The organism is Oleiphilus sp. HI0043 (assembly GCF_001634935.1).
The window spans coordinates 19,836-41,107 of sequence record NZ_LWEY01001212.1 but is presented as its reverse complement, the minus strand read 5'-3'; the positions used below and the strand labels follow the sequence as shown (position 1 = coordinate 41,107).

The 21,272-nt window shown below is 44.1% G+C and carries 15 protein-coding genes and 1 pseudogene; 8 read left to right on the top strand and 8 right to left on the bottom strand.

What is annotated here, in order from left to right:
* Positions 1-16: 16 nt before the first annotated feature.
* A pseudogene (locus tag A3729_RS34615) lies at positions 17-592 on the bottom strand (methyl-accepting chemotaxis protein); the annotation flags it as partial.
* 804 nt (positions 593-1,396) lie between these two features.
* Here A3729_RS34615 and A3729_RS14645 point away from each other — a divergent pair.
* Positions 1,397-2,050 (top strand): hypothetical protein, encoded by a 654-nt coding sequence (locus A3729_RS14645; RefSeq protein ID WP_156490425.1) that lies wholly within the window; start codon positions 1,397-1,399, stop codon positions 2,048-2,050.
* Positions 2,051-2,079: 29 nt separating this feature from the next.
* Here A3729_RS14645 and A3729_RS14640 read toward each other — a convergent pair whose 3' ends face one another.
* Positions 2,080-2,703: an L-threonylcarbamoyladenylate synthase gene (locus A3729_RS14640; protein WP_068509760.1), complete on the bottom strand. Its 624-nt coding sequence runs from the start codon at positions 2,701-2,703 to the stop codon at positions 2,080-2,082.
* A gap of 77 nt (positions 2,704-2,780) precedes the next feature.
* Complete coding sequence (locus A3729_RS14635) at positions 2,781-3,095, bottom strand: BolA family transcriptional regulator (protein ID WP_068509757.1); 315 nt, start codon at positions 3,093-3,095, stop codon at positions 2,781-2,783.
* Positions 3,096-3,393: 298 nt separating this feature from the next.
* Here A3729_RS14635 and A3729_RS14630 point away from each other — a divergent pair, with 298 nt between their 5' ends.
* The 4 genes from A3729_RS14630 (at position 3,394) to A3729_RS14615 (ending at position 9,404) form a co-directional block, all read left to right on the top strand.
* The gene (locus A3729_RS14630; RefSeq protein ID WP_231872080.1) at positions 3,394-4,086 is read left to right on the top strand and encodes a response regulator transcription factor; all 693 of its coding nucleotides are present in this window, start codon (positions 3,394-3,396) and stop codon (positions 4,084-4,086) included.
* Between the two features lie 76 nt (positions 4,087-4,162).
* Positions 4,163-5,797 carry a FecR domain-containing protein gene (locus A3729_RS14625; RefSeq protein ID WP_068553046.1) on the top strand — a complete coding sequence of 545 codons (1,635 nt, stop codon included), beginning with the start codon at positions 4,163-4,165 and terminating at the stop codon, positions 5,795-5,797.
* Between the two features lie 123 nt (positions 5,798-5,920).
* On the top strand, positions 5,921-8,518 hold the full coding sequence (locus A3729_RS14620; protein ID WP_068509752.1) for a CHASE2 domain-containing protein: 2,598 nt from the start codon (positions 5,921-5,923) through the stop codon (positions 8,516-8,518).
* Between the two features lie 19 nt (positions 8,519-8,537).
* On the top strand, positions 8,538-9,404 hold the full coding sequence (locus A3729_RS14615) for an NAD(P)-dependent oxidoreductase (RefSeq protein ID WP_068509750.1): 867 nt from the start codon (positions 8,538-8,540) through the stop codon (positions 9,402-9,404).
* A gap of 51 nt (positions 9,405-9,455) precedes the next feature.
* Here the strand turns inward: A3729_RS14615 and topA are convergent, their stop codons facing one another.
* Positions 9,456-12,119, bottom strand: coding sequence for a type I DNA topoisomerase (gene topA, locus A3729_RS14610; protein ID WP_068509747.1), 2,664 nt, complete (start codon positions 12,117-12,119; stop codon positions 9,456-9,458).
* Positions 12,120-12,360: 241 nt separating this feature from the next.
* Here topA and A3729_RS14605 point away from each other — a divergent pair, with 241 nt between their 5' ends.
* Entirely contained in the window at positions 12,361-13,164 is an 804-nt protein-coding gene (locus A3729_RS14605; protein ID WP_068749923.1) for a hypothetical protein, read from the top strand.
* Between the two features lie 156 nt (positions 13,165-13,320).
* On the opposite strand, the gene fadA is transcribed toward A3729_RS14605, so the two are convergent.
* Together fadA and fadB are read right to left on the bottom strand one after the other, a co-directional pair.
* Positions 13,321-14,496, bottom strand: a complete 1,176-nt coding sequence (fadA, locus tag A3729_RS14600) for an acetyl-CoA C-acyltransferase FadA (RefSeq protein ID WP_068509740.1) — start codon at positions 14,494-14,496, stop codon at positions 13,321-13,323.
* A 31-nt stretch (positions 14,497-14,527) separates the two neighbouring features.
* A complete protein-coding gene (gene fadB / locus A3729_RS14595; protein WP_068509739.1) occupies positions 14,528-16,675 on the bottom strand; it encodes a fatty acid oxidation complex subunit alpha FadB in 2,148 nt (715 codons plus the stop codon).
* 479 nt (positions 16,676-17,154) lie between these two features.
* On the opposite strand from fadB, the gene A3729_RS14590 reads away from it, so the two are divergent.
* Positions 17,155-18,000: a hypothetical protein gene (locus A3729_RS14590; protein WP_068509737.1), complete on the top strand. Its 846-nt coding sequence runs from the start codon at positions 17,155-17,157 to the stop codon at positions 17,998-18,000.
* Between the two features lie 69 nt (positions 18,001-18,069).
* Here A3729_RS14590 and A3729_RS14585 read toward each other — a convergent pair whose 3' ends face one another.
* Complete coding sequence (locus A3729_RS14585) at positions 18,070-18,567, bottom strand: hypothetical protein (RefSeq protein ID WP_068509734.1); 498 nt, start codon at positions 18,565-18,567, stop codon at positions 18,070-18,072.
* Positions 18,568-18,597: 30 nt separating this feature from the next.
* Entirely contained in the window at positions 18,598-20,532 is a 1,935-nt protein-coding gene (locus A3729_RS14580) for an ATP-binding cassette domain-containing protein (RefSeq protein ID WP_068509732.1), read from the bottom strand.
* A gap of 157 nt (positions 20,533-20,689) precedes the next feature.
* On the opposite strand from A3729_RS14580, the gene A3729_RS14575 reads away from it, so the two are divergent.
* Positions 20,690-21,268, top strand: a complete 579-nt coding sequence (locus A3729_RS14575; protein WP_082865206.1) for a hypothetical protein — start codon at positions 20,690-20,692, stop codon at positions 21,266-21,268.
* Positions 21,269-21,272 lie beyond the last annotated feature (4 nt).

Genomic DNA, 21,272 nt, shown 5'->3' with positions numbered 1-21,272 from the left:
TGATTAATATTTTGCGTTAAAACAATGAGACATTGTCATCACTCGCTTCTGCCGCAACACTGCTCTTAGAGCCACTCTTTTGCTTGCCAATCTCTTGCAATAAGTCGAGTATTTCGGCTTCACTGGACACACTCCTTACCTTATTCAGCGCCTCTTGTAACAAAGAGTTTTGTTGCAGAAAAGAGTTAATATCGGCACTAACATTATCAGCAAACTGTGAACTCCTGACCGCGTCAGCCACGTCCACTTTTAACGTTTCTGTATAAGCGGAAGCTTCATCCATAGTATTTTCAATGGTGACATTTGTTTGCTCCAAATCTACAAGCATTTCATCGACATGGGCTTTCGCACTGATCGCCATATTCATATCCAAGGATGCGATCTCTCCCACAATTTTGCTTACACCATCAATCGCGCGCTTTGTGTTCTCAGATGTTTCAAATATTTTGTCATTAAGGGTGTTTGAGTTTTGCGACAAGGTACGTACCTCGTCAGCAACCACGGCAAATCCTCTGCCGGCTTCACCAGCTCTCGCTGCCTCGATTGCCGCATTTAATGCCAATAAATTTGTTTGATCAGCAATACCCCTGATCTGCCCTAGCAAGGTAAAAGTTTGTTCAAAATGATGTGACATATCCTCGATTCGGTGAACAGCAAAGATACTTTTTTCACTCACCTCAACCAATAATCTGACATAACTATCTATTATCCCCATCAACTCATCAACAAATTGCCTGACTGTTACTTGCTCTTCTCCACTTGTTGTTTCATCCTCATGGACCATAGCAACAACTTTTAACAAGAGCTCTCTTTGTCGTTCAGATTTCTGAGATATTCCGGTAAAACTGGCACTAATCTGATCAGCGCTTTCAGTCACCTTCTGATTAATGTGGACAAGATTTTCCTTCACAAGCTCTGCTTGTTCACTCATTACTGCGCATGCTTCCTGAGTGAGTTCAGTGGCCTTATCATTTAGCAGTGATCGCTCTTGTCCCGCATAACGACTACGAAGACTCTGCACATTTGCATAGTGGGCCCAAGCCCAAGCAATTGAGGTTAGAACAACCGGTATAAATATGAGTTTGGTGGGTATATAAAAACAACCCAGCGTCGTCAACAATGTGAGAATAATAGGTAAAACCGGTGCGCGATACGCTGACATTTCTGACATAGAACAAGATTGCCTAATTATTAAGAAACCAAATCCCTGCAGTCTAGTAAGCAAAGCCCTTCTTTGCCAGCAGCTATTCAAATCTAGGGGTGGGACAATTCCATGTTAACTTACCCTAGCCGCCTAACAAGCTTGGCATTTAATTTGCTATTCCTTAGATAACTAGCATTTTTTGTCAGAAAACGGTCATTGATTGCCGAACTGGAACTTAGCGAGCAAATAACCATGGCACATATATCAACAGAACAAGCCTTACAGATCCCTCAGCAACTACAACGTCAGGACTCTCAAAACGGTACTGAAAACAGCAGCCACGCAGACGACAGTGCCAGACGCAAAGAACAAGCAGAAAAGCGAGTATTGCTAGACGATGCGGTCACTTTATTAAGACTAGGCATTCAAAGTCAAAGTAAAAAGGTAAATGTTGAAACATTCAAAACGGAGTTAGGCCAAGATAAAGCCTTCCTCAAGGAAACTCTGCGTAATAAGCTTGCTGAGTACAACTTAAACCCGAGAACCCAGCTAAATGTAGAGAAGGATATTTACGGCAACATTGAGATCAAAGGCGCGATGCGCCCAAGCGATCATGAAAAAATAAGTACTGACCTTAACAACAACAAACACTTTAAAGAGGCTTTTCAGCGTTTGAGCAAACAGCAGCCTACACTTGATTACGTAGACAATGTCGTGAAGATTTCTGGTGCATATGGAGTTGGTAATAATCTCTTTAATGAGCTAATTAGCGAACAAAATGAGCATAACAAATTAAATGATATCGCCCATCGCTATGAAGCACTGAAAACCAACAAAATCACCAATAATAGTGAGCAAGCAGCTCTGTCGAAGGATAACAGCTTCCGCTTAACGATAAACGCATAAACCGTACCCGCCTAAACAAGCGGTGATACTTAGCCCTCGAAAGCCGAGATGTCACCGCAGCCTTTACGAACAATCTCCGTTTCTTCGCCTGATAAGTTCACCACAGAGGTTGCCTCAAAGCCACAGAAGCCACCATCTATAACCAAATCAAGCGTATGCTCTAACAAAGAACGAACCTCGTAAGGGTCAGTCATAGGCATATCATCACCAGGCAAAATAAGCGTTGTACTCATTATTGGCTGACCAAGCTCTTCCAGCAAGGCTAAAGCAATTTCGTTGTCCGGAATTCGGATACCGATTTGACGTCGCTTTGGGTTCATTAAACGCCGCGGAACTTCAGTCGTCGCATCGAGAATAAACGTATAAGGGCCCGGTGTGTGTGCCTTTATCTGGCGGTATTGTTGATTATCAACTTTAGCGTAGGTTGATATATCCGTTAGGTCACGACATACCAGTGTAAAGTTATGCTTTTCATTAAGCTTTCGAATCTGCCTAATTTTATCGGCGGCCTTCTTGTCGCCTAAATGGCAACCTAGTGCGTACGCAGAGTCAGTCGGATAAGCAATCACACCACCGCTTTCAATGATCTCTGCCGCATGTTTAATCAACCTCGCCTGAGGGTTCTCAGGATGAATCTGAAAAAATTGACTCATCGTACCTACTCCTAATAAAGGGCAATTCCAATTGAATATCTATCAGCTATTTAGGGTTCTGGCCTGCTACAGCTGTACTATTTAGAGCCACCCATACAGTTTGGGGACTCTGGTGATTTCTCACCCATGATACTCGACCATTCTTGCGGAACATATAAATGTAGTGCCAAAGCATGTAGGCCTTGCTCCATTAAGCCACCAAGCAAGGCATAGACACTTTGATGACGAGCAACTTTAGACTTTCCCTCAAAATCCTCAGTAACCAAAGTCACCTTAAAGTGAGTCTCAGAGTTAGGAGGCACGCTATGCATATGGCTCTCATTTAATACCTCTATAAACTCAAGTTCAAAATTGTTACTCAACAAGTCCTGAATCTCTTTTTGACGCGACATCTTAGTACAACCATTTCATCTATGTAATTAAGCATTATAACAGCGAAACTCGCTATTCAAGGGGGTCTGATACTAATCTCTAAATCATGATAAAGCGAGCAAAATGATCACTTGCTTAAAACTGCCCTCCAGTGCCACGAAAACAAAACTACAAAAGCATTACAATTTAGAACAATCTTGATAATGATTCAGCATGTATTATCTGTAGGATATTAGCTAATTTCCAAGACAATTCAGAAAAAGCATCTACACTAGAAAAAACACAAAAAAATAATACAGAACATATATTTAGGGGATAATGATGAAAATTGCTTTGTTAGAAGACGAGCTGGAACAAGCACAAAACCTTAGTGCGATGCTGGTAGAAAACCAACATAGTTGTGATTTCTTTCAGACTGGCAAATCTTTTTTATACGAAGTACTACATAACAGTTATGACTTGTTAATCCTTGATTGGCAGCTTCCAGACATGGAAGGTACCGAAGTTCTTAAATCGATTCGCTCAGAGCTTAGCTGGCGGATACCTGTAATATTTCTGACCTCCAGAGATAGCGAAGCCGATATTATAACGGCCCTTGATGCAGGCGCTGACGACTATCTTGTCAAACCAGCCAGACCTGGAGAGTTAAAAGCTCGAGTCAACGCCTTAGCAAGACGCTCCGCAAACGAGGTAGAAGAGCAAGAGGAGATGGTTATTGGCCCTTATGTGATTAATCTGACTAAAAGAACCATCGTGTCTTTTGGTGAAGACGTGCCACTGACCGATAAAGATTTTGATTTAGCCGTCTTCATGTTTCAGAACATTGGGCGCCTACTATCCAGAGACTACCTGTTGGAAAGGGTTTGGGGAATTTCTATCAACATCAATACTCGGACCGTCGATACGCATGTCAGTCGCTTAAGACGCAAATTGCATATCAAACCTGAGAACGGATTTCGCGTGAAAACAGTTTATCAACATGGGTACAGGCTGGAAAAAGTTGGCGACTAGAGATAAGGACAGCAGCTCTTAACCTGCTCTTGGCTAGAAGCTTTGATATTAATAATGTAGTGAGCATGATTTATTTATGAAATTTGGACGTATTGATATCCATAAACTAACGACGACAGTCATCAACTTCGTCATGCTCTTATGCCTTTCTTGTGCTATTTCTAGCGTCTTGCTAACTTCGGTATCGTTTGCTCAAACACCTCAGGTGGAAGAGTGGCACTACACGCTGCGCCCTGGCGACAACCTGCAAAAAGTCAGTCAAGGCCTTCTCAACAGACAGCACACCTGGACTGATTTAATACGTTATAACAAGATTGAACAGGTCTCGGCCCTGGCCCCTGGCTCAATTATTAAAATCCCTATGCACTGGCTAAAACATCAACCAAAACCGGCTGTTGCCAAGTCAGTTTCTGGTAGTGCCTTGATCAAACGCGCCAGCAAGAGTGTATTTAAGCTACTCAAAACAAATATGAATATTCGTGTCGGTGATGAAGTTGCGACAAAAAAAGGTAATGTTTTAATTGAGTTTGCAGACAGCTCAACCATTCGCTTGGAAGAAAATTCCAACCTGGTCTTCAATAAACTGTCCCACTTTGGCAAGACTGGCATGGTTGATACGCGACTAAGGCTCAAGAGAGGCTCACTGTCCACTGAGGTTACACCCTTGGTTAAAGGATCTCGCTACGAGATTACCACCCCATCGGCGGTAGCAGCCGTGCGCGGAACTGAATTTCGTTTGAGTACCCAGGGTAATGAAACACAGCTGGAAGTTATTGAAGGTGAAGTCTCTTTTGCTGGTGAACATGGGACGACTCAAGTTTTTGCAGGCAACGGTGCGCGCATCAAAAAAGGTAGCGCGATTATTGAGCAGACAAAGTTAGCTGACGCCCCCAAAGCACTATTTGCAGAGAGAGTTGTAGACGACCTTCCTTCAACTCTGTCTTGGGAAGAACAAAAAAGCGCCGAAGCTTATCGAGTTCAACTCACTGACAATAAGCAAAATGGAAAACTTGTTAAGCAAGGGAAAATACAAAAGCCTGAACTTGAGTTGGAACATATTGAGAATGGTGAGTATGACGTTTCCATGCGCGCCATTGACGCTAATGGTTTTGAGGGTGTCGACTCCGTTACACGCATAGCAGTGGACATTGGCACAGAGCAAGCAAAACTCATTGCGCCGCTTGCCAAAAGCATACTTGATAGTACCAAACCTACATTTAGCTGGAACTTTGTTAAACCGGATACGCTCGGAAAACTACAGATTTCCAAAGACAAAGGTTTCAACCTGCTAATCAGCCAAACAGACTTTGATGCAGCGCAGCAGATTGCACCAAGGAAAGCATTGATGCCCGGCTCATACTATTGGCGCGTAGTATCGCTTGCAGATGACGGCGAAACAGCGAATAGCGAAGTGCGTAACTTTTCTGTCCGCGGTATATTGAAACCCGTGAAGATTCTAAGTGTTAACTATATCGACAGCCAAGTTGGCCTGTTCTGGAATAAAGTAGACAATACCCAAGCCTACATATTGCAGGTGTCTGATAGCAAAAGCTTCGAAAACATTCTGAAAGAACAGACCATTGCCAAGGCTCGAGCCCACCTAAGATTAACACCTGGAAAGCGCTATTTCGCTCGGGTTAAGGGAATTGGCAACGAACTATTCAGTTCAGACTTTGGCCCAATCAAAGAGCTATATATTGAAAATGAATAATATGTTGCCTTGCAACAATAATGTTCGTACTGTCATCGGCGCATATCATTTTTTCACATGACAGCGAACATTTTTGCTAAGATGCGTTCGGCCCAACAACGACAGCAATAATAATAGAACCTTATGGCTAGAAACATTCCCGAATCCAGGCCTTATGCGCAGTACCTTTTGACTCTCGCCCTACTCGTGGTGAGCGCTTTTTTGGTCTATACACAAGCGGCCAAGCGCCTCGATCTCTTGGCTTACGACACCGCAATAAACCTCACCCCGGTTCCCGCTGACGAAAATACGGTTATCATCGCCATAGATGAAAAGAGTCTCAATAGTATTGGCCAATGGCCATGGCGGCGTGCAATCCATGCACAGCTAATTGAAAAACTAACGCAGTACAACACCGCACTGATTGCCTTAGATATACTTTTTTCAGAAAAAAGCGCTTCGCACCCAGAAGATGACCTTGCCCTCGCAGCAGCGATCAAGAATAACGGCAACGTTCTACTGCCATTGCACCTACAACCGCTGACTCACGGCGGAACACTTGTTGAAATTCTTCCGATACCTAAACTGGTTGAAGCTGCCAGAGGTATGGGTCATGTCCATGTTGACCTGGACCAAGACGGACTTGCGCGCGGACTATATTTGAACTCAGGTGTCGGCGATGCTCATTGGCCTAGCTTATCAATGGCGATGGCAAGCGAAGTTAACCCCATGATCCAATATATTCGCATGGTAGCATCAAGTAACTCTCCTTATATGTCAGTCAACACCCAATATCGCTTAATACCTTTTGCTGGCCCTGGCGGCACATTTCCGACCTACAGCTATCTGGAGGTTATGCTTGACCAAGTACCTGCTGAAGCATTTCGCGACAAGACCATTTTGATCGGCGCAACGGCTGCAGGTCTAGGCGATATTATTCCAACGCCTGTATCAAGAAGCGGCACCTCAATGTCTGGCGTTGAACTCCATGCCAACGCCTACTCTGCACTACTTAATAATACCGCTATTCGACCTGTTGATTCGGTTTGGGCTTACTTGCTGACATTTGCTTTCATCATGATCCCTATCCTGCTGTTTCCGCGACTCAAACCAACGCATGTCTTACCTTCTGCGATCCTGCTAGTACTGTTGGTTTTTAGTTTTAGCTACCTACTAATACTACTAGATAAGACCTGGTTTCCACCCATTAATGCAATCATTGGTATTTTACTCGCATACCCTTTGTGGAGCTGGCAACGCATGCGGCAGCTAAACCAATTTTTAAACCATGAGTTGGAAAGGCTTGAAAAAGAACCTGCGATTAGCTTCCGTCATATCGGTCAGCACCCGGTGCAAGAAATCTTCGAATCTTTAAATGCCCTGCTAAAACCTAAGCACTACGTTCTACTTAAAGATAAGCAAATTATTCTGCAAGATGAACATACGCCGCTTAGTTACCAGCGCTTAAAATCAACAAACAAGTGGATGCATGATGGGCACACCAGCTGGATAACCCTAGCTCAGGAATCTGACTCTGGCGTGACATCCTTCTACCATATGGGCTTTGTATGGGCTCATCCAACCAACCTATCTGAACATCAGGACTATCTAAACAAACTCGACTTCACAACACCACTAGCACGCAATAAGCCCCGATATTATGAGAAGGTTGCCAATCGAATATCACAGGTACGTGAAGCAATACATTCCATGCAAGACATGAGAACCTTTATATCAAAAGGCTTCGAAGAAATTCCCAATGCGGTATTTGTTACCGACCCTGTTGGCTTAATCGTATTTACCAATAGTCATGCTCAAACTTGGTTTTCTGAATCAAACGGAACGCTACTAGGACAAGCTATTTGTACATTGTTTGACCCCCAACAAAACATTCAGCTAAGTCAAAATATGAGTAAGGTATTAGTCAACGGCGCACAGACCAATGATGAAATCCAGTTAAATGATAGAGACGTTCAGGTTCATTGCGCCCCCTTTATTGTCGATGAAGACATTGACGCAGGCTTGATGATCACACTTTCAGATATCACCGAAATTCGCCAACAACAGCGTGAAAAAAATCAGCTTATTGACTTTTTATCTCACGATGTCCGTTCTCCGCTGGTATCACAGCTAGCCATGCTTAACGGGCTCAGAACTGGTCGAATCAACTGGGATAGCACGCTAATTGATGAAATTGAAAGCCACGCCAAAAGAAGCTTGAATCTGTCAGACCAATTTTTGCAAATCACTCGCGCAGAACAGAGCGCCGAGCAAAGCTTTTATGAGTTTGACCTGCTCAATGCAGTCGAAGATAGCATTGACTCCTTGTCCCAACAGGCAAAAGCGAAAGGCATTAATCTAGAGTTCTCTGATGAAGAACCTATCTGGCTACTCGGCAATGCAGAGTTGATTGAGCGAGCTATCACCAACCTGCTTTCCAATGCTGTCAAATACAGCCCTGAAGACACAACGGTTACAATTAAAACCCGTTGTACTCAAGATAAGGCGATTATCGATATTTCAGATCAAGGCTTTGGCATCAGTCCTGAAGAGCTTCCTTTTATTTTCAAGCGCTTTCACCGCCAAAGACAGACAGAATTAAGCGGCGATAAAGGTGCAGGTTTAGGTTTGAATTTTGTCCAGGTTGTAATTAAAAAACACAAAGGTAGCATTGATGTTCAGAGCGAAGCGAATCAAGGCACCTGCTTTACCTTGACCTTACCACTAGCAGAGAATAATTAAATACTTGGAGCAACATTCCATGACAACTAAAGTTTTGTTCATAGGTTTAGGGGTAATGGGATATCCTATGGCTGGTCACCTTTCCAAACATTGTGACCTTCACGTCTACAATCGTAGTACCTCAAAATCCCAACGTTGGCTCGAAGAGTATGAAGGCCAAATACTGCTAGACCTTAAGAAGATTGATCATAAGTTCGACCTCGTCATAAGCTGCATCGGCAATGATAAAGATCTCGAAGAGGTCTACCTGTCCGAACAAGGCCTGCTCGCCCAATGCGATAGCAAAACACTTTTTATCGATCACACCACCGCTTCCGCTGAACTCGCTAGACGTATTGACGCCAGCACTAAGCAAAAAGGTATGGCATTTATCGACGCTCCCGTTTCTGGCGGCGAACAGGGTGCAATTAATGGCCAGCTAACCATTATGTGCGGCGGCGAAGAAGCAGCTTTCAAACAGGCAAGCGACCTTATGCGGCACTATGCCAAAGCAATGAACCTGCTTGGCCCGTGCGGCTCAGGACAACTCTGCAAAATGGCCAATCAAATGGCCGTAGCCGGTGTGGTACAAGGGCTGGCCGAGGCCATCCATTTCTCAGAGAAAGCTGGCCTGGACTGCAAGCAAGTCGTCGATGTGATATCCAAAGGAGCTGCGCAATCATGGCAAATGGATAATCGTTCAGACACCATGATCGATGCCGAATACGAACACGGTTTTGCCGTAGATCTAATGCGCAAAGACTTAAACATCTGTTTATCTGAAGCTCGGAATATCGGCGCAAAACTTCCCCTAACGGCGCTGATTGACCAGTTTTACGCAGATGTACAGGATATGGGTGGTGCAAGGTGGGATACCTCCAGCTTACTTGAAAGGTTACGTAAATGATGGACATAAAAAAAGCCGCTTAGCGCGGCTTTTTTTATGTCTGACAACTCGCTACTTCTTTTTAGCTTTTGCCTTTTTAGCTTTAGGCAATGTCTCAACCCACTTTCCATCCTGGTAATGAGCCGACCAGCCAGTAGCTTTAACCTTCTCTTCGACTTTTTCTTCAGACATCACATACTGCTCTTTCGTCTTGCGGCTAAAACGGACAATCGACGGATTGCCCTTATTATCTTTCACCGGCGCTGAGAAAAGAAATTCATACTTAGTATCAATTTCATCTTTATGAGGCAGCAGTTCACTCACTAAGGGAGCACGAGTTTCACGATTCTTCGGGAACTTACTTGCCGCGAGGAATAATCCCGCAGCCCCATCTCGTAAGATGTAAGTATCTTCAACCTTCTCACAAGTTAATTCAGGCATCGGCACTGGGTCCATCTTCGGTGGCGCGGCTTCACCATTTCGCAATAACTTACGAGTATTTTTACACTCTTCATTGGTACAACCAAAGTACTTACCAAAGCGGCCGGTGCGAAGCTGCATTTCTGATGAACACTTATCACACTCTAATACAGGGCCATCATAGCCCTTGATCTTAAACTCACCCTCTTCAACTTCATACCCAGAACAGTCCGGGTTGTTACCACAAACGTGTAGCTTACGTTGCTCATCGATCAGATAACTGTCCATGGCGGTTGAACAAATTGAACAACGGCGCTTCTTACGCAAAAGTTTTGACTCGCCTTCCTCATCATCTGCACTGGCGATTTCATCACCCGGTACAAGATTGATCGTCGATTTACAACGCTCTTTTGGCGGCAAGGAGTAACCTGAACAGCCCAAAAACACGCCCGTACTACCCGTACGAACCTGCATATGACGACCACAACTAGGGCAAGGAATATCTGTCTCGGTTGGATCATTTTCACGCATACCACCATCAAGCGACTGTGCTTGGTCTAGTTGAGTTGTGAAATGGTCGTAGAAATCATTAAGAACCGCTTTCCAGTCCTTTTCATCTTGAGCAACATCATCCAGTTGTTCTTCCATCTGAGCGGTAAAACTGTAGTCCATCAGCTCAGAGAAAGATTCAACCAAACGATCGGTAACAATATCCCCCATCTTCTCGGCGTAGAAACGCTTGTTTTCAAGCTTCACATAGCCACGATCCTGGATCGTTGAAATAATCGCTGCGTAAGTTGAAGGGCGACCGATCCCTCTTTTTTCCAATTCCTTAACCAAAGCGGCTTCTGAATAGCGCGCAGTCGGTTTGGTAAAATGCTGCTTGGGATCCAGTTTATCTAAAGATAGTTCATCGCCAACCTGAAGATCAGGAAGGATGACATCATCGTCTTTCTTGCTATTCGACGGCAACACTTTCAAGAAACCGTCGAACTTCATAACACGACCACGCGTACGAAGTGTAAAGTCACCCGCTGTCACTTCCAAAGACGAACTCAAAAATTCGGCATTATTCATCTGACAGGCCACAAAGTTACGCCAAATCAAGTCGTACAGTCTCTCAGCGTCCTTCTCAAGGCTTTTTATGCCTGAGGTAAGCACCGTTACGTCAGATGGACGAATCGCCTCGTGAGCTTCCTGAGCTCCCTCTTTACTACTATATAGTCTCGGCGCATCAGGCACATACTTACTACCCATGTTCTCAGCGATATAATCTCTACATGCGTTGACAGCATCTTCACTCAAGTTCGTCGAATCAGTACGCATGTAGGTGATATAGCCCGCTTCATAAAGACGCTGAGCTAACATCATGGTTTTCTTTACACTAAAACCTAATCGAGTACTGGCTGCTTGCTGCAAAGTAGAAGTAATAAACGGAGCATTAGGCTTGGAGCTTGTCGGTTTGTCTTCTCGTTTGGAAACTGCAAACGCGGCTTTATTCAATGCCTCTTGGTGAGCTTTGATTTGATCAGCATTTACCGGACGGAAAGCGCTACCTTGATAGCGACTGACCTGAAAGCGTGTATCACCTTTTTTACCAGCACAGAGGTCAGCAAACATTTCCCAATATTCTTCTGGGACAAACGCTCGAATTTCTTTCTCACGCTCAACAATCAGGCGTACAGCAACAGACTGTACACGACCGGCTGAAAGTCCTCGTGCCACCTTCGCCCAAAGCAAAGGTGAAACCATAAAGCCAACCACCCGATCCAGAAAACGGCGGGCTTGTTGAGCATCAACGCGAGATTGATCCAATTCTGCCGGCACTTCAAAAGCTCCTTGAATTGCCTTCTTGGTAATCTCATTAAAGACAACGCGCTTATAGCGTTCATCATCGCCACCAATTGCTTCTTTTAAGTGCCAAGCAATGGCTTCTCCCTCTCTATCCAAATCGGTTGCGAGAAAGATTTGATCGGCATTCTTAGCGAGCTTCTTGAGTTCGGTAACAACCTTTTCTTTACCAGGCAGCACTTCATAGCGTGCTTCCCAGTCATTTTCCGGGTCGATCCCCATACGGGCAATTAGCTGTTCCTTGGCTTTACGCGCTTTATGAACCGCTTTTTCTTCCGGGCTCATCTTACGTGTAGCAGCAGCCTGTTTAGCACGCTCTTGAGGCGTACTGGTAGACCCCCCCCCCGAGGTAGGCAAATCACGAATATGCCCCACACTGGACTTTACGATGTAATCAGAACCGAGGTATTTATTAATTGTCTTAGCTTTTGCTGGTGACTCGACAATAACGAGGGACTTACCCATAAAACTCCAAACTAAAGTGGTTGCTCATACGCTGCAATCTAGCTGTATATTTTTTCAGCAAAACATACCCTAAAAAGAACAAACGTGAGAATAAGTTGAATATATAAGGCGACATATATATTGATTTGTAGCTAAAGGGTCAAGTCATTGCAATGTTTTTTTCTGATTTTTGAACAAACTAGCTAGCATTTTTAAAGCCTTTGCTACACTTAAAGGGAATAAAGCCTGAAACATAGTCCACATGAATAGTACACTTATAATATCTTTGATAGCCTCCATCATTGTTATCTCAATGGTTGCCAGTGGCATAAGTTATAGCCGCCAACAAGCAATGAAAAAGCGCAAGCTTCGCATTAACAAACTAAGGCAACAAGCTGATGAGCTATTAAGCTACACCTCACTTTTATTAAAAATTGATGAAAGCTACGTACTGATCACCCAAGTTCAATCTTTAGCAGTGAACGCCTTAAAAGCAGCGCAGCAATTAGCCCCCGACGATCAATTAATTCTTTCCCACTTACGAACTCAAGAGGGAAAGTTACTAAACTTCAAAAGCGGACAACGAGAAAATAAAGTCGCCTGTTATGTCACCAGTGATATTGAACTGACCCAGGCACAAAGCCAAATCGGTCAAATCAGTAAGTTACTCGACATCTATCGCAATAAAGGCTCATTAACGGCGGCAAAGTGCCAGGAGCTGCAAATTCATCTGCAAACAGTCAAGGTCGAGCTCAACATAAATAGTAACTTATACCAGGCCGACAGCTTCGCTGAGGAAGGCGATATGACGATGTATCAGATGCATATCAAGCAAGCTCTGGACTTGCTGAAAAAGACCAGCATAGATAATGATACGAAAAACACCCGCATACGAGAGCTAAGCGAACTCCTGACCGAAGCAAAACGAACAAACCGTGTCGTAGGCGAAGGTAACTTGATCAAACCTCAAGCCAAGAAGGCAAAAAAGAAAAAACCGATCAGCGACTCAGCAGAAACGGAAACCAATCAAAACGAATGTACCGACACTTCAACTGAGCAAAAATAGAAGTAGTGAGTCGACTCAAGTAAATCTACCCCCTCTTAAAACAAAAAAACCGCAGCCAAAACTGCGGTTTTTTCTTATCTTATTAAGACACACTCCCGAAGAATACTTCCTATTGCCTAAGCAATTTTCCTGGGAGCGTGCTTATCAAAGATGGTCTTACAGACGTTCCCAAATTGTTGAGATGCCCTGACCAAGACCTACACACATGGTAGAAACACCATATTTGCCGCCCTTATCTTCAAGAACATTCAACAAAGTCGTTGAGATACGTGCACCTGAACAACCTAGTGGGTGACCCAAAGCGATCGCACCACCATTCAGGTTAACTTTAGTCTCTGCAACATCTAGCAACTTAAGATCTTTCATTACTGGCAAAGACTGACCTGCGAAAGCTTCGTTAAGCTCCCAGAAATCGATATCTTCAATGGTAAGACCAGCACGCTTAAGTGCTTTCTTAGTTGCTGGAACTGGGCCGTAACCCATGATAGCTGGATCACAACCTGCAACAGCCATTGAAACGATACGAGCACGTGGCTTAAGGCCAAGCTCTTCTGCTTTCTCAGCTGACATCAACAACATTGCTGCTGCGCCATCTGTAAGCTGTGAAGACGTACCCGCAGTTACTGTACCGCCTTTAGGGTTGAAAGCTGGCTTCAACTTGCCTAGAGACTCTGCAGTCGTTTCTGGACGGATTGTTTCATCGTCCTCAATAAGAACTTTAAAACCGTTCTCATCATGACCTTCAACTGGAACGATTTCGTTCTTAAAACGACCTTCCAATGTAGCTTCGTGAGCTAGACGGTGTGAACGCGCGCCAAACTCATCTTGCATTTCACGTGAAATACCGTGCATTTTAGCTAACATTTCAGCCGTTAGACCCATCATGTTAGATGCTTTTGCAGAGTACTTACTTGCTGCTGGGTTGTGGTCGAAACCTTTAGTCATGGATACGTGACCCATGTGCTCAACACCACCCACAACAAACACGTCACCGTTACCGGTTTGGATTGCTTGTGCAGCTGTGTGAATTGCACTCATCGCAGAACCACACAAACGGTTAACCGTTTGAGCGCCAGCAGCGTGAGGAACTTTAGTTAACAATGAAATTTGACGAGCAACGTTAAAGCCCTGCTCCATTGTTTGGTTAACACAACCCCAGATTACGTCTTCAACGTCATTAGGGTTCAATTTTTCGTTACGATCAAAAATAGCATCAATCAGCGTAGCTGAAAGTGTCTCAGCACGTACATTGCGGAAACAGCCATTTTTAGCACGACCCATTGGGGTACGTACTGCATCGATGACGACGACATCTTTTGGATTAAGACTCATAGATATTCTCCGTTCGATTCTGTTTCAGCGATTAGCCGAAAAACTTCTTGCCAGTTTTAGCCATTTCTCTCATACCCTCTGTTGGAGTGTAAAGAGCACCTAGATCAGCATACTTGTCAGCGATCTTATTAAATTCTTCGATGCCGATAGAATCGATGTAACGAAGCGCACCACCACGGAATGGAGGGAAGCCGATACCGAAGATAAGACCCATATCAGCTTCTGCTGCAGTCTCTACGATACCATCTTCAAGACAACGTACAGTCTCGATACATAGAGGAACCATCATACGCTCGATGATTTCTTCATCTGTAAATTCATTGTTGTTAAGAACAACAGGCTTGATCATGTCGTAAACGCCTTCGTCCTTCACTTTCTTCTGCTTACCTTTACGGTCTAGCTCGTAAGTGTAGAAGCCTTTGTCGTTCTTCTGACCGTAGCGGCCATCTTCAAACATAACTTCCATCGCAGTACGGAACTCATTCTTCATGCGATCAGGGAAGCCTTCAGCCATGACTTCACCAGCGTGAATAGCTGTGTCCATACCTACAACGTCTAGCAAGTAAGCAGGACCCATAGGCCAACCGAATTTCTCCATGATCTTATCAACGCGCTGGAAGTCAGCACCGTCACGTACTAGCGCAGCAAAGCCACCGAAGTATGGGAACAAGATACGGTTAACTAGGAAACCTGGGCAGTCGTTAACAACAACAGGCGTCTTACCCATTGCTTTAGCGTAAGCAACTGTCGTAGCGATTGTTTCTTCGCTAGTTTTCTCGCCACGGATAACCTCAACAAGAGGCATCATGTGTACAGGGTTGAAGAAGTGCATACCACAGAAGTTTTCTGGGCGCTTCAAGTTCTTAGCTAGCAAATCAATAGAGATTGTTGAAGTGTTTGAAGTCAAAATTGTATCTTCAGATACTTGATCTTCTACTTCACAAAGAACGATGTCTTTAACCTTAGGATTCTCAACAACCGCTTCAACAACCAAGTCTACGTCACCGAAGTCACCATAGCTTAGTGCTGGATCGATAGAGTTTAGAACTTCAGCCATTTTCTCAGCTTTCATCTTACCTTTGCTTACGCGCTTAGTAAGAAGCTTGCTTGCTTCGCTCAAACCTAGATCGATACCTGCTTGCGCGATATCTTTCATGATGATTGGCGTACCTTTTAGAGCAGACTGGTAAGCGATACCGCCACCCATGATACCTGCACCAAGAACCGCAGCTTTCTTAACTTCAGATGCTTTTGGCTCAAGCGCTTTTGCTTGTGCTTTAAGTGCCTGGTCATTCAAGAACAAACCAATCAAAGAAGCTGATACTGAAGTCTTAGCCATCTTAGCAAAGCCTTTCGCTTCAACTTCGATTGCCTTGTCTCGCGCCATACCCGAATGCTTCTGCATCGCTTTAATCGCTTCAACAGGTGCAGGATAGTTAGGACCAGCTTGACCAGCAACGAAACCTTTAGCAGTTTCGAAAGTCATCATGCTTTCCATTGGGTTCAGCTTAAGCTTAGAAGTCTTCTCTTCACGACGAGCTTTATAGTCTAGCTTGCCAGCAACTGCTTGCTTAACAAGATCGATTGCTGCAGCTTCTAGCTTATCAGCATCAACAACCGCATCTACTGCACCAAACTTAAGTGCATCAGGTGCTTTGTATTCTTTCGTGCCTGCGATCCATTCGATTGCATTATCTGCACCGATTAGACGTGGTAGACGTACCGTACCACCAAAACCTGGGAAGATACCCAGCTTAACTTCAGGTAGACCGACTTTAGCCGTTGGCGACATAACACGATAGTCCGTAGACAGACACATCTCGAAACCGCCACCCAACGCAATACCGTTGATAGCAGTTACAGATGGAAACGGAAGATCTTCAATTGCACTAAATACAGCGTTGGCCTGCAAGTTGTTTGCGATAAGCTCTTCTTCAGAACCAGCAAACAAGTCAGTAAATTCTGTGATATCTGCGCCAACGATAAAGCAATCTTTTGAACTTGTAACAATCAAGCCCTTAATGCCGTTTGCGTTCTTTAAGCTTTCCGCTGCTGCGCCAAGCTCTTCAATAGTAAGTCGGTTAAACTTATTGACTGACTCGCCCTCTAAATCGAAATTTAGCTGTGCGATTCCGCCTTCAATCTCTTTAACCGTGATGGCTTTACCTTCGTAAATCATCAACTGTTCTCCAAGTTAATTATCCGTGCTGGTCTACCTACGTCCTCTGAAAGGTCGAGGCTCCAACAAAGTTTTTTTGGGCCCGCATATTTCGCGGGAATTTTCGAAATTCATACGCTCGTTTGAATTGCGTGTGCGAACCATGTAAAAAAATCCATCATTTGTCAATTATTATTGACATAAGTAAACAATTCTTTTCTAGATTTTCCAACAGAACAATCACCTATCCATTTGTTTTATAGGTTTTTTTAAAATTATGCCTTTTTAACGAATTTATTATTCCACCAAAGAACAAATTCAATACAAAGCTGACTAACATATATTCTTGAGTCTTCAGAGCGTCGATAGAATTACCGAAAGCAGACAAAATCATGCGCAAAACAAAATAATTACAATCACTATGAACTTCATTCGCCAAACGCTTGTATGTTAAGCATTAAATACTACACTGAACTAAATATCTCGTTAGAAATAAAAACATGGAGTCGCAATTAATGTATTTCAAGAACATCACTTTTAACCGCCTAAGCGCTGTTATTCCATTTATTTTCGTATTGTTGTTCACATCAACACAAAGCCATGCGGCCGAGAATTCGTCAAAATCAGTCCTGGAAAACATCTACCAAAGCCAGATCAACTCTTATTATTCTATTAATGGCTTTTATAACTTCAGTGCAAACCAAGGTGCTCAAAAAGACCTGGAAGATATCAATGCCTCGCTCACAACAATGGCCGAGCTTTTTAACGCAATTCAAGGTGAAACAGATTCGGGTGAGACCTCGGAACAGTTTGAAGCAGTCGCCGCTGCATGGAAAGCCTACCAAAAAGTACTCAAGCAGAACGTACGTGAAGTTGAGAAGACAGGCTACCCTGACCTTCGCTTAGCGGGCGACATGGCGACCAATAACATTGCACTCAATGCAGCATTAAGCGGCCTTTATGATGCTATTCAAGCAGGCGCGAGTATAAAGCCAAGTAAGACAACCCAGCTAAGCCGTGATACAGCAACTAACCTTGCCCTAATGATGACCAAGTATTCAGCAAGAACAACTTCTACGGTTAGTCAGGTATATGCAGGCGGCGATGTCGATAAAGAAGTAACGATCGATTCTCTTGCTGAAGAGTTCGGTAAACAGCTGCAAGAATTGATGGCTATGGCTGAAGGTAAACAGACCTCGTTCAAGCTATTAGATTCTGCGAATACCAAATGGGACTTCATTAAGAACTCTTACGTAAATTACAACGAGAATCGTGTTAACTTCATCGTTAACCTTTACTCAAAAAAGATTATTAATGACATTGAGCAAGCTCTTGAGACGATGTAATTAATACTTAATAGTCTGAGACATAAAAAAACCGGGCCATGTAGCTCGGTTTTTTTATGTCTCAATTTTCTAGGCTAACCAATATTTCGCATATTGCTTACAGCTTTCCAGGCAGCGCTTAACGCTTTCCACCTCTTCCAGGGATTCTGGAGACTTTTGCTGCTCTCGCCACAACATAGCTAAGCCACCTTGTGAAATCACCAAGGCTTCACAGGTCTCAGGCAAGCCCTCAAAGACCCCCTCCTTTTCCAACGCCTCTTTGAGCTCATCCCTAGCGTCAAGCTCATGTGCATCGTGATCAACACTCAGGCGGATCACTCGCGCTTTGTGTGAACTTGGCTTGGCCTCTCTAGGCAACAAACACTCATACAAGGTATAAGGACGATAATTATCTATCCAATAAAAAAGTGACTTCGCCAGTTTTTCGTCGAGCAACCTTACCTTCAGCCCCAATTCCAGAGCACGTGCGCGCATTGCCGTCAGCGACTTTTCTCTGGGTGAAGGCATAACCCATAAAACCGACCCAAATACAGCCAAAGTAATGAGTAGCGCTACCCACAAACCCATTACACTGGCCCTCTATCGTTACGCTCTGATTTAAGCATCTTCCAACTCCATCCAACGTTCCATAGCAAGCGACAACTCATCTTCAAGTGCCGCTAGTTCAGCCGTAACAGATTCTATTTCTTCATGGTCTTTTTGATAAAACTCAGGCGACACAATAAGAGCCTGAAGCTCTTCAATCCTCGACTCCATTTTCTCTATTTTCGCAGGCAACTGTTCCAACTCGAGCTTTAATTTATAACTCAATTTTTTTGGTTTATTCTGCGAGACAGCAGGACTTTGTTTCTCGGTGGAACTGCTTGTTGGAACAAGTTCTTTTTCAAGCGGTTTAGCGGCATTGTCCTTATCGTTTGTATACTGCCCCTCTGTTGGTAAACGACCACCGGTTTGTCTGACCCAGTCATTATACCCACCAACATACTCGCCAATTTTCCCCTCACCTTCGAATACTAAGGTGCTCGTGACGACCTGATCTATAAAGTCCCGGTCATGACTGGTAATAAGCAGTGTTCCCTGAAACTGAGCCAAACGCTCTTCCAACAATTCCAAGGTATCAACATCAAGGTCGTTGGTTGGCTCATCCATTACAATAACGTTTGCCGGTTTGGCAAATAAACGCGCTAACAATAAGCGATTCGTTTCACCACCGGACAAGGCGGTGATAGGTGAGCGAGCACGCTCTGCTGTAAATAGAAAGTCATTGAGATAACTCATTACGTGACGGGACTTGCCATCCATTTCAACAAAGTCATGGCCATCGGCAACATTATCAAAAACTGTTTTAGTAAAATCCAGTCCACCTCGAAGCTGATCGAAATAAGCAACTTCCAGTTTACTCCCCAAACGTACAGACCCACTTGTTGGCTTTAACTGGTCAAGCAATACCTTCAATAAAGTCGTCTTACCGGCACCATTTGCTCCAATTAAGCCTATCCTGTCGCCTCGCATCACTGTTAATGAAAAATCATCAATAACCTTACGTCCCGAATCAAATGCAAGCGACACATGCTCGGCTTCTGCCACCAGCTTTCCTGACTTCTCCGCTTCGGCTATTTTTATTTCAGCCTTACCTTGCTGATTGACTCTTTGCTTACGCTCATCTCGCATGGCCTTTAAGGCCCTGACACGCCCTTCGTTTCGAGTACGCCTTGCTTTAATCCCCTGGCGAATCCAAACTTCTTCTTCAGACAAGCGCTTGTCAAACAAAGCATTTTGACGTTCTTCTTCCTCAAGCAAACGCTGTTTCTCTTTCAGGTAGTCGCTATAGCCTCCGTTAAAAGCTGTGATATTTCCCCTGTCCAACTCGATAATATTGGAGGCCAAAGCCTTAATAAACGCTCTATCGTGACTGACAAACAATAACGCGCCACGATATTCTGCTAAGCGGGCTTCCAGCCATTTGATAGTTTCGATGTCCAGATGGTTAGTCGGCTCATCTAGTAAAAGCAGGTCGGGTTCATTGATTAAGGCTCGGGCAAGCATTACCCGCCGCCGCCAACCGCCGGATAAGTCTTTCATCTGCATCGATTCATGCAAACCAAAACGCTTAAGCATGCTGGCGATCCGAGTATCAAAATCCCAGCCATTTAATGACTCGATTCTGTCTTGCAGCTTCTCTAACTTTTGCAGGTCTGCAGCTTCATCCTGACTATTGATCAGATGGTGATACTCACTTAAGACCTGACCAATTTCCGGTAGGCCTTCAGCAACGACATCAAAAACGTTACGTTCATCAGCATCGGGCATGGATTGAGGCAAAGCCCCTACTTTAAGACCCTTTTGAAAATTTATGACACCGGAGTCCGGATCACTACTTTTCATTAGCAATGACATTAATGAAGACTTTCCCTCGCCATTTCTACCCAGCAGGCAAATCTTTTGTCCCTCTTCAATCGCAAACGTAACGTTATCCAGTAAGGGGCGGTGGCCATACGCTAATGACACATTTTCAAAGCGGATTATACTCATATATTTTTTTACTAAATCTTTTATGTTTTCGTAAAATTGGCTCGCCAACTGATGATTTTCAACTATCCTTCATAGAATAAGCTGGCACTGCAATGCATGCAGGCATTATGCACGACTTTTAATTTGTCACCACTGTTAAATGTAATGGAGATTCGCATTGTCTAACAATCCGGTAACATCTACCGCGAAAAAACCAGACTTGGACTGGAGTCAGGTTCGCGAAACGATCAACATGCTGACCCTAGCTGTGTCTCAGGTAGAGTGCACCATGACAGACGGCGAAAAGTCAGTAACAGAGCTGACTCAGTCGTTTACCTATATTGCCAGTCAACTGAAGGAAGTTATTGATTCACATAAAGGTGAAGAAAATGACACCTCAGGAACTGACCTGGAGTCTATTAAGCTCAGTGCTGCAGAGATCCACCAGCAGATTATGAGTGCAATTGTTGCCTTCCAATTCTACGATCGACTCACTCAACGTCTAGACCACGTCAAGCGAGATCTAGGTTGGCTGAGTAATCTGGTAAGTGATCCTCAGCAACTCTACAACCCAATGGCATGGTCTAAGCTGCAAGAAGACATCATGTCGAACTACACAATGGAAGAAGAGCGCATCATGTTCCAACACATCATGAACGGCGCAAGTGTTGACGAAGCTTTGGATATTTACAAACATCACTTTAGTGCCAAAAAAGACAGCACTGACGATACCTCGGACGAAATCGAGCTTTTCTAAGGCA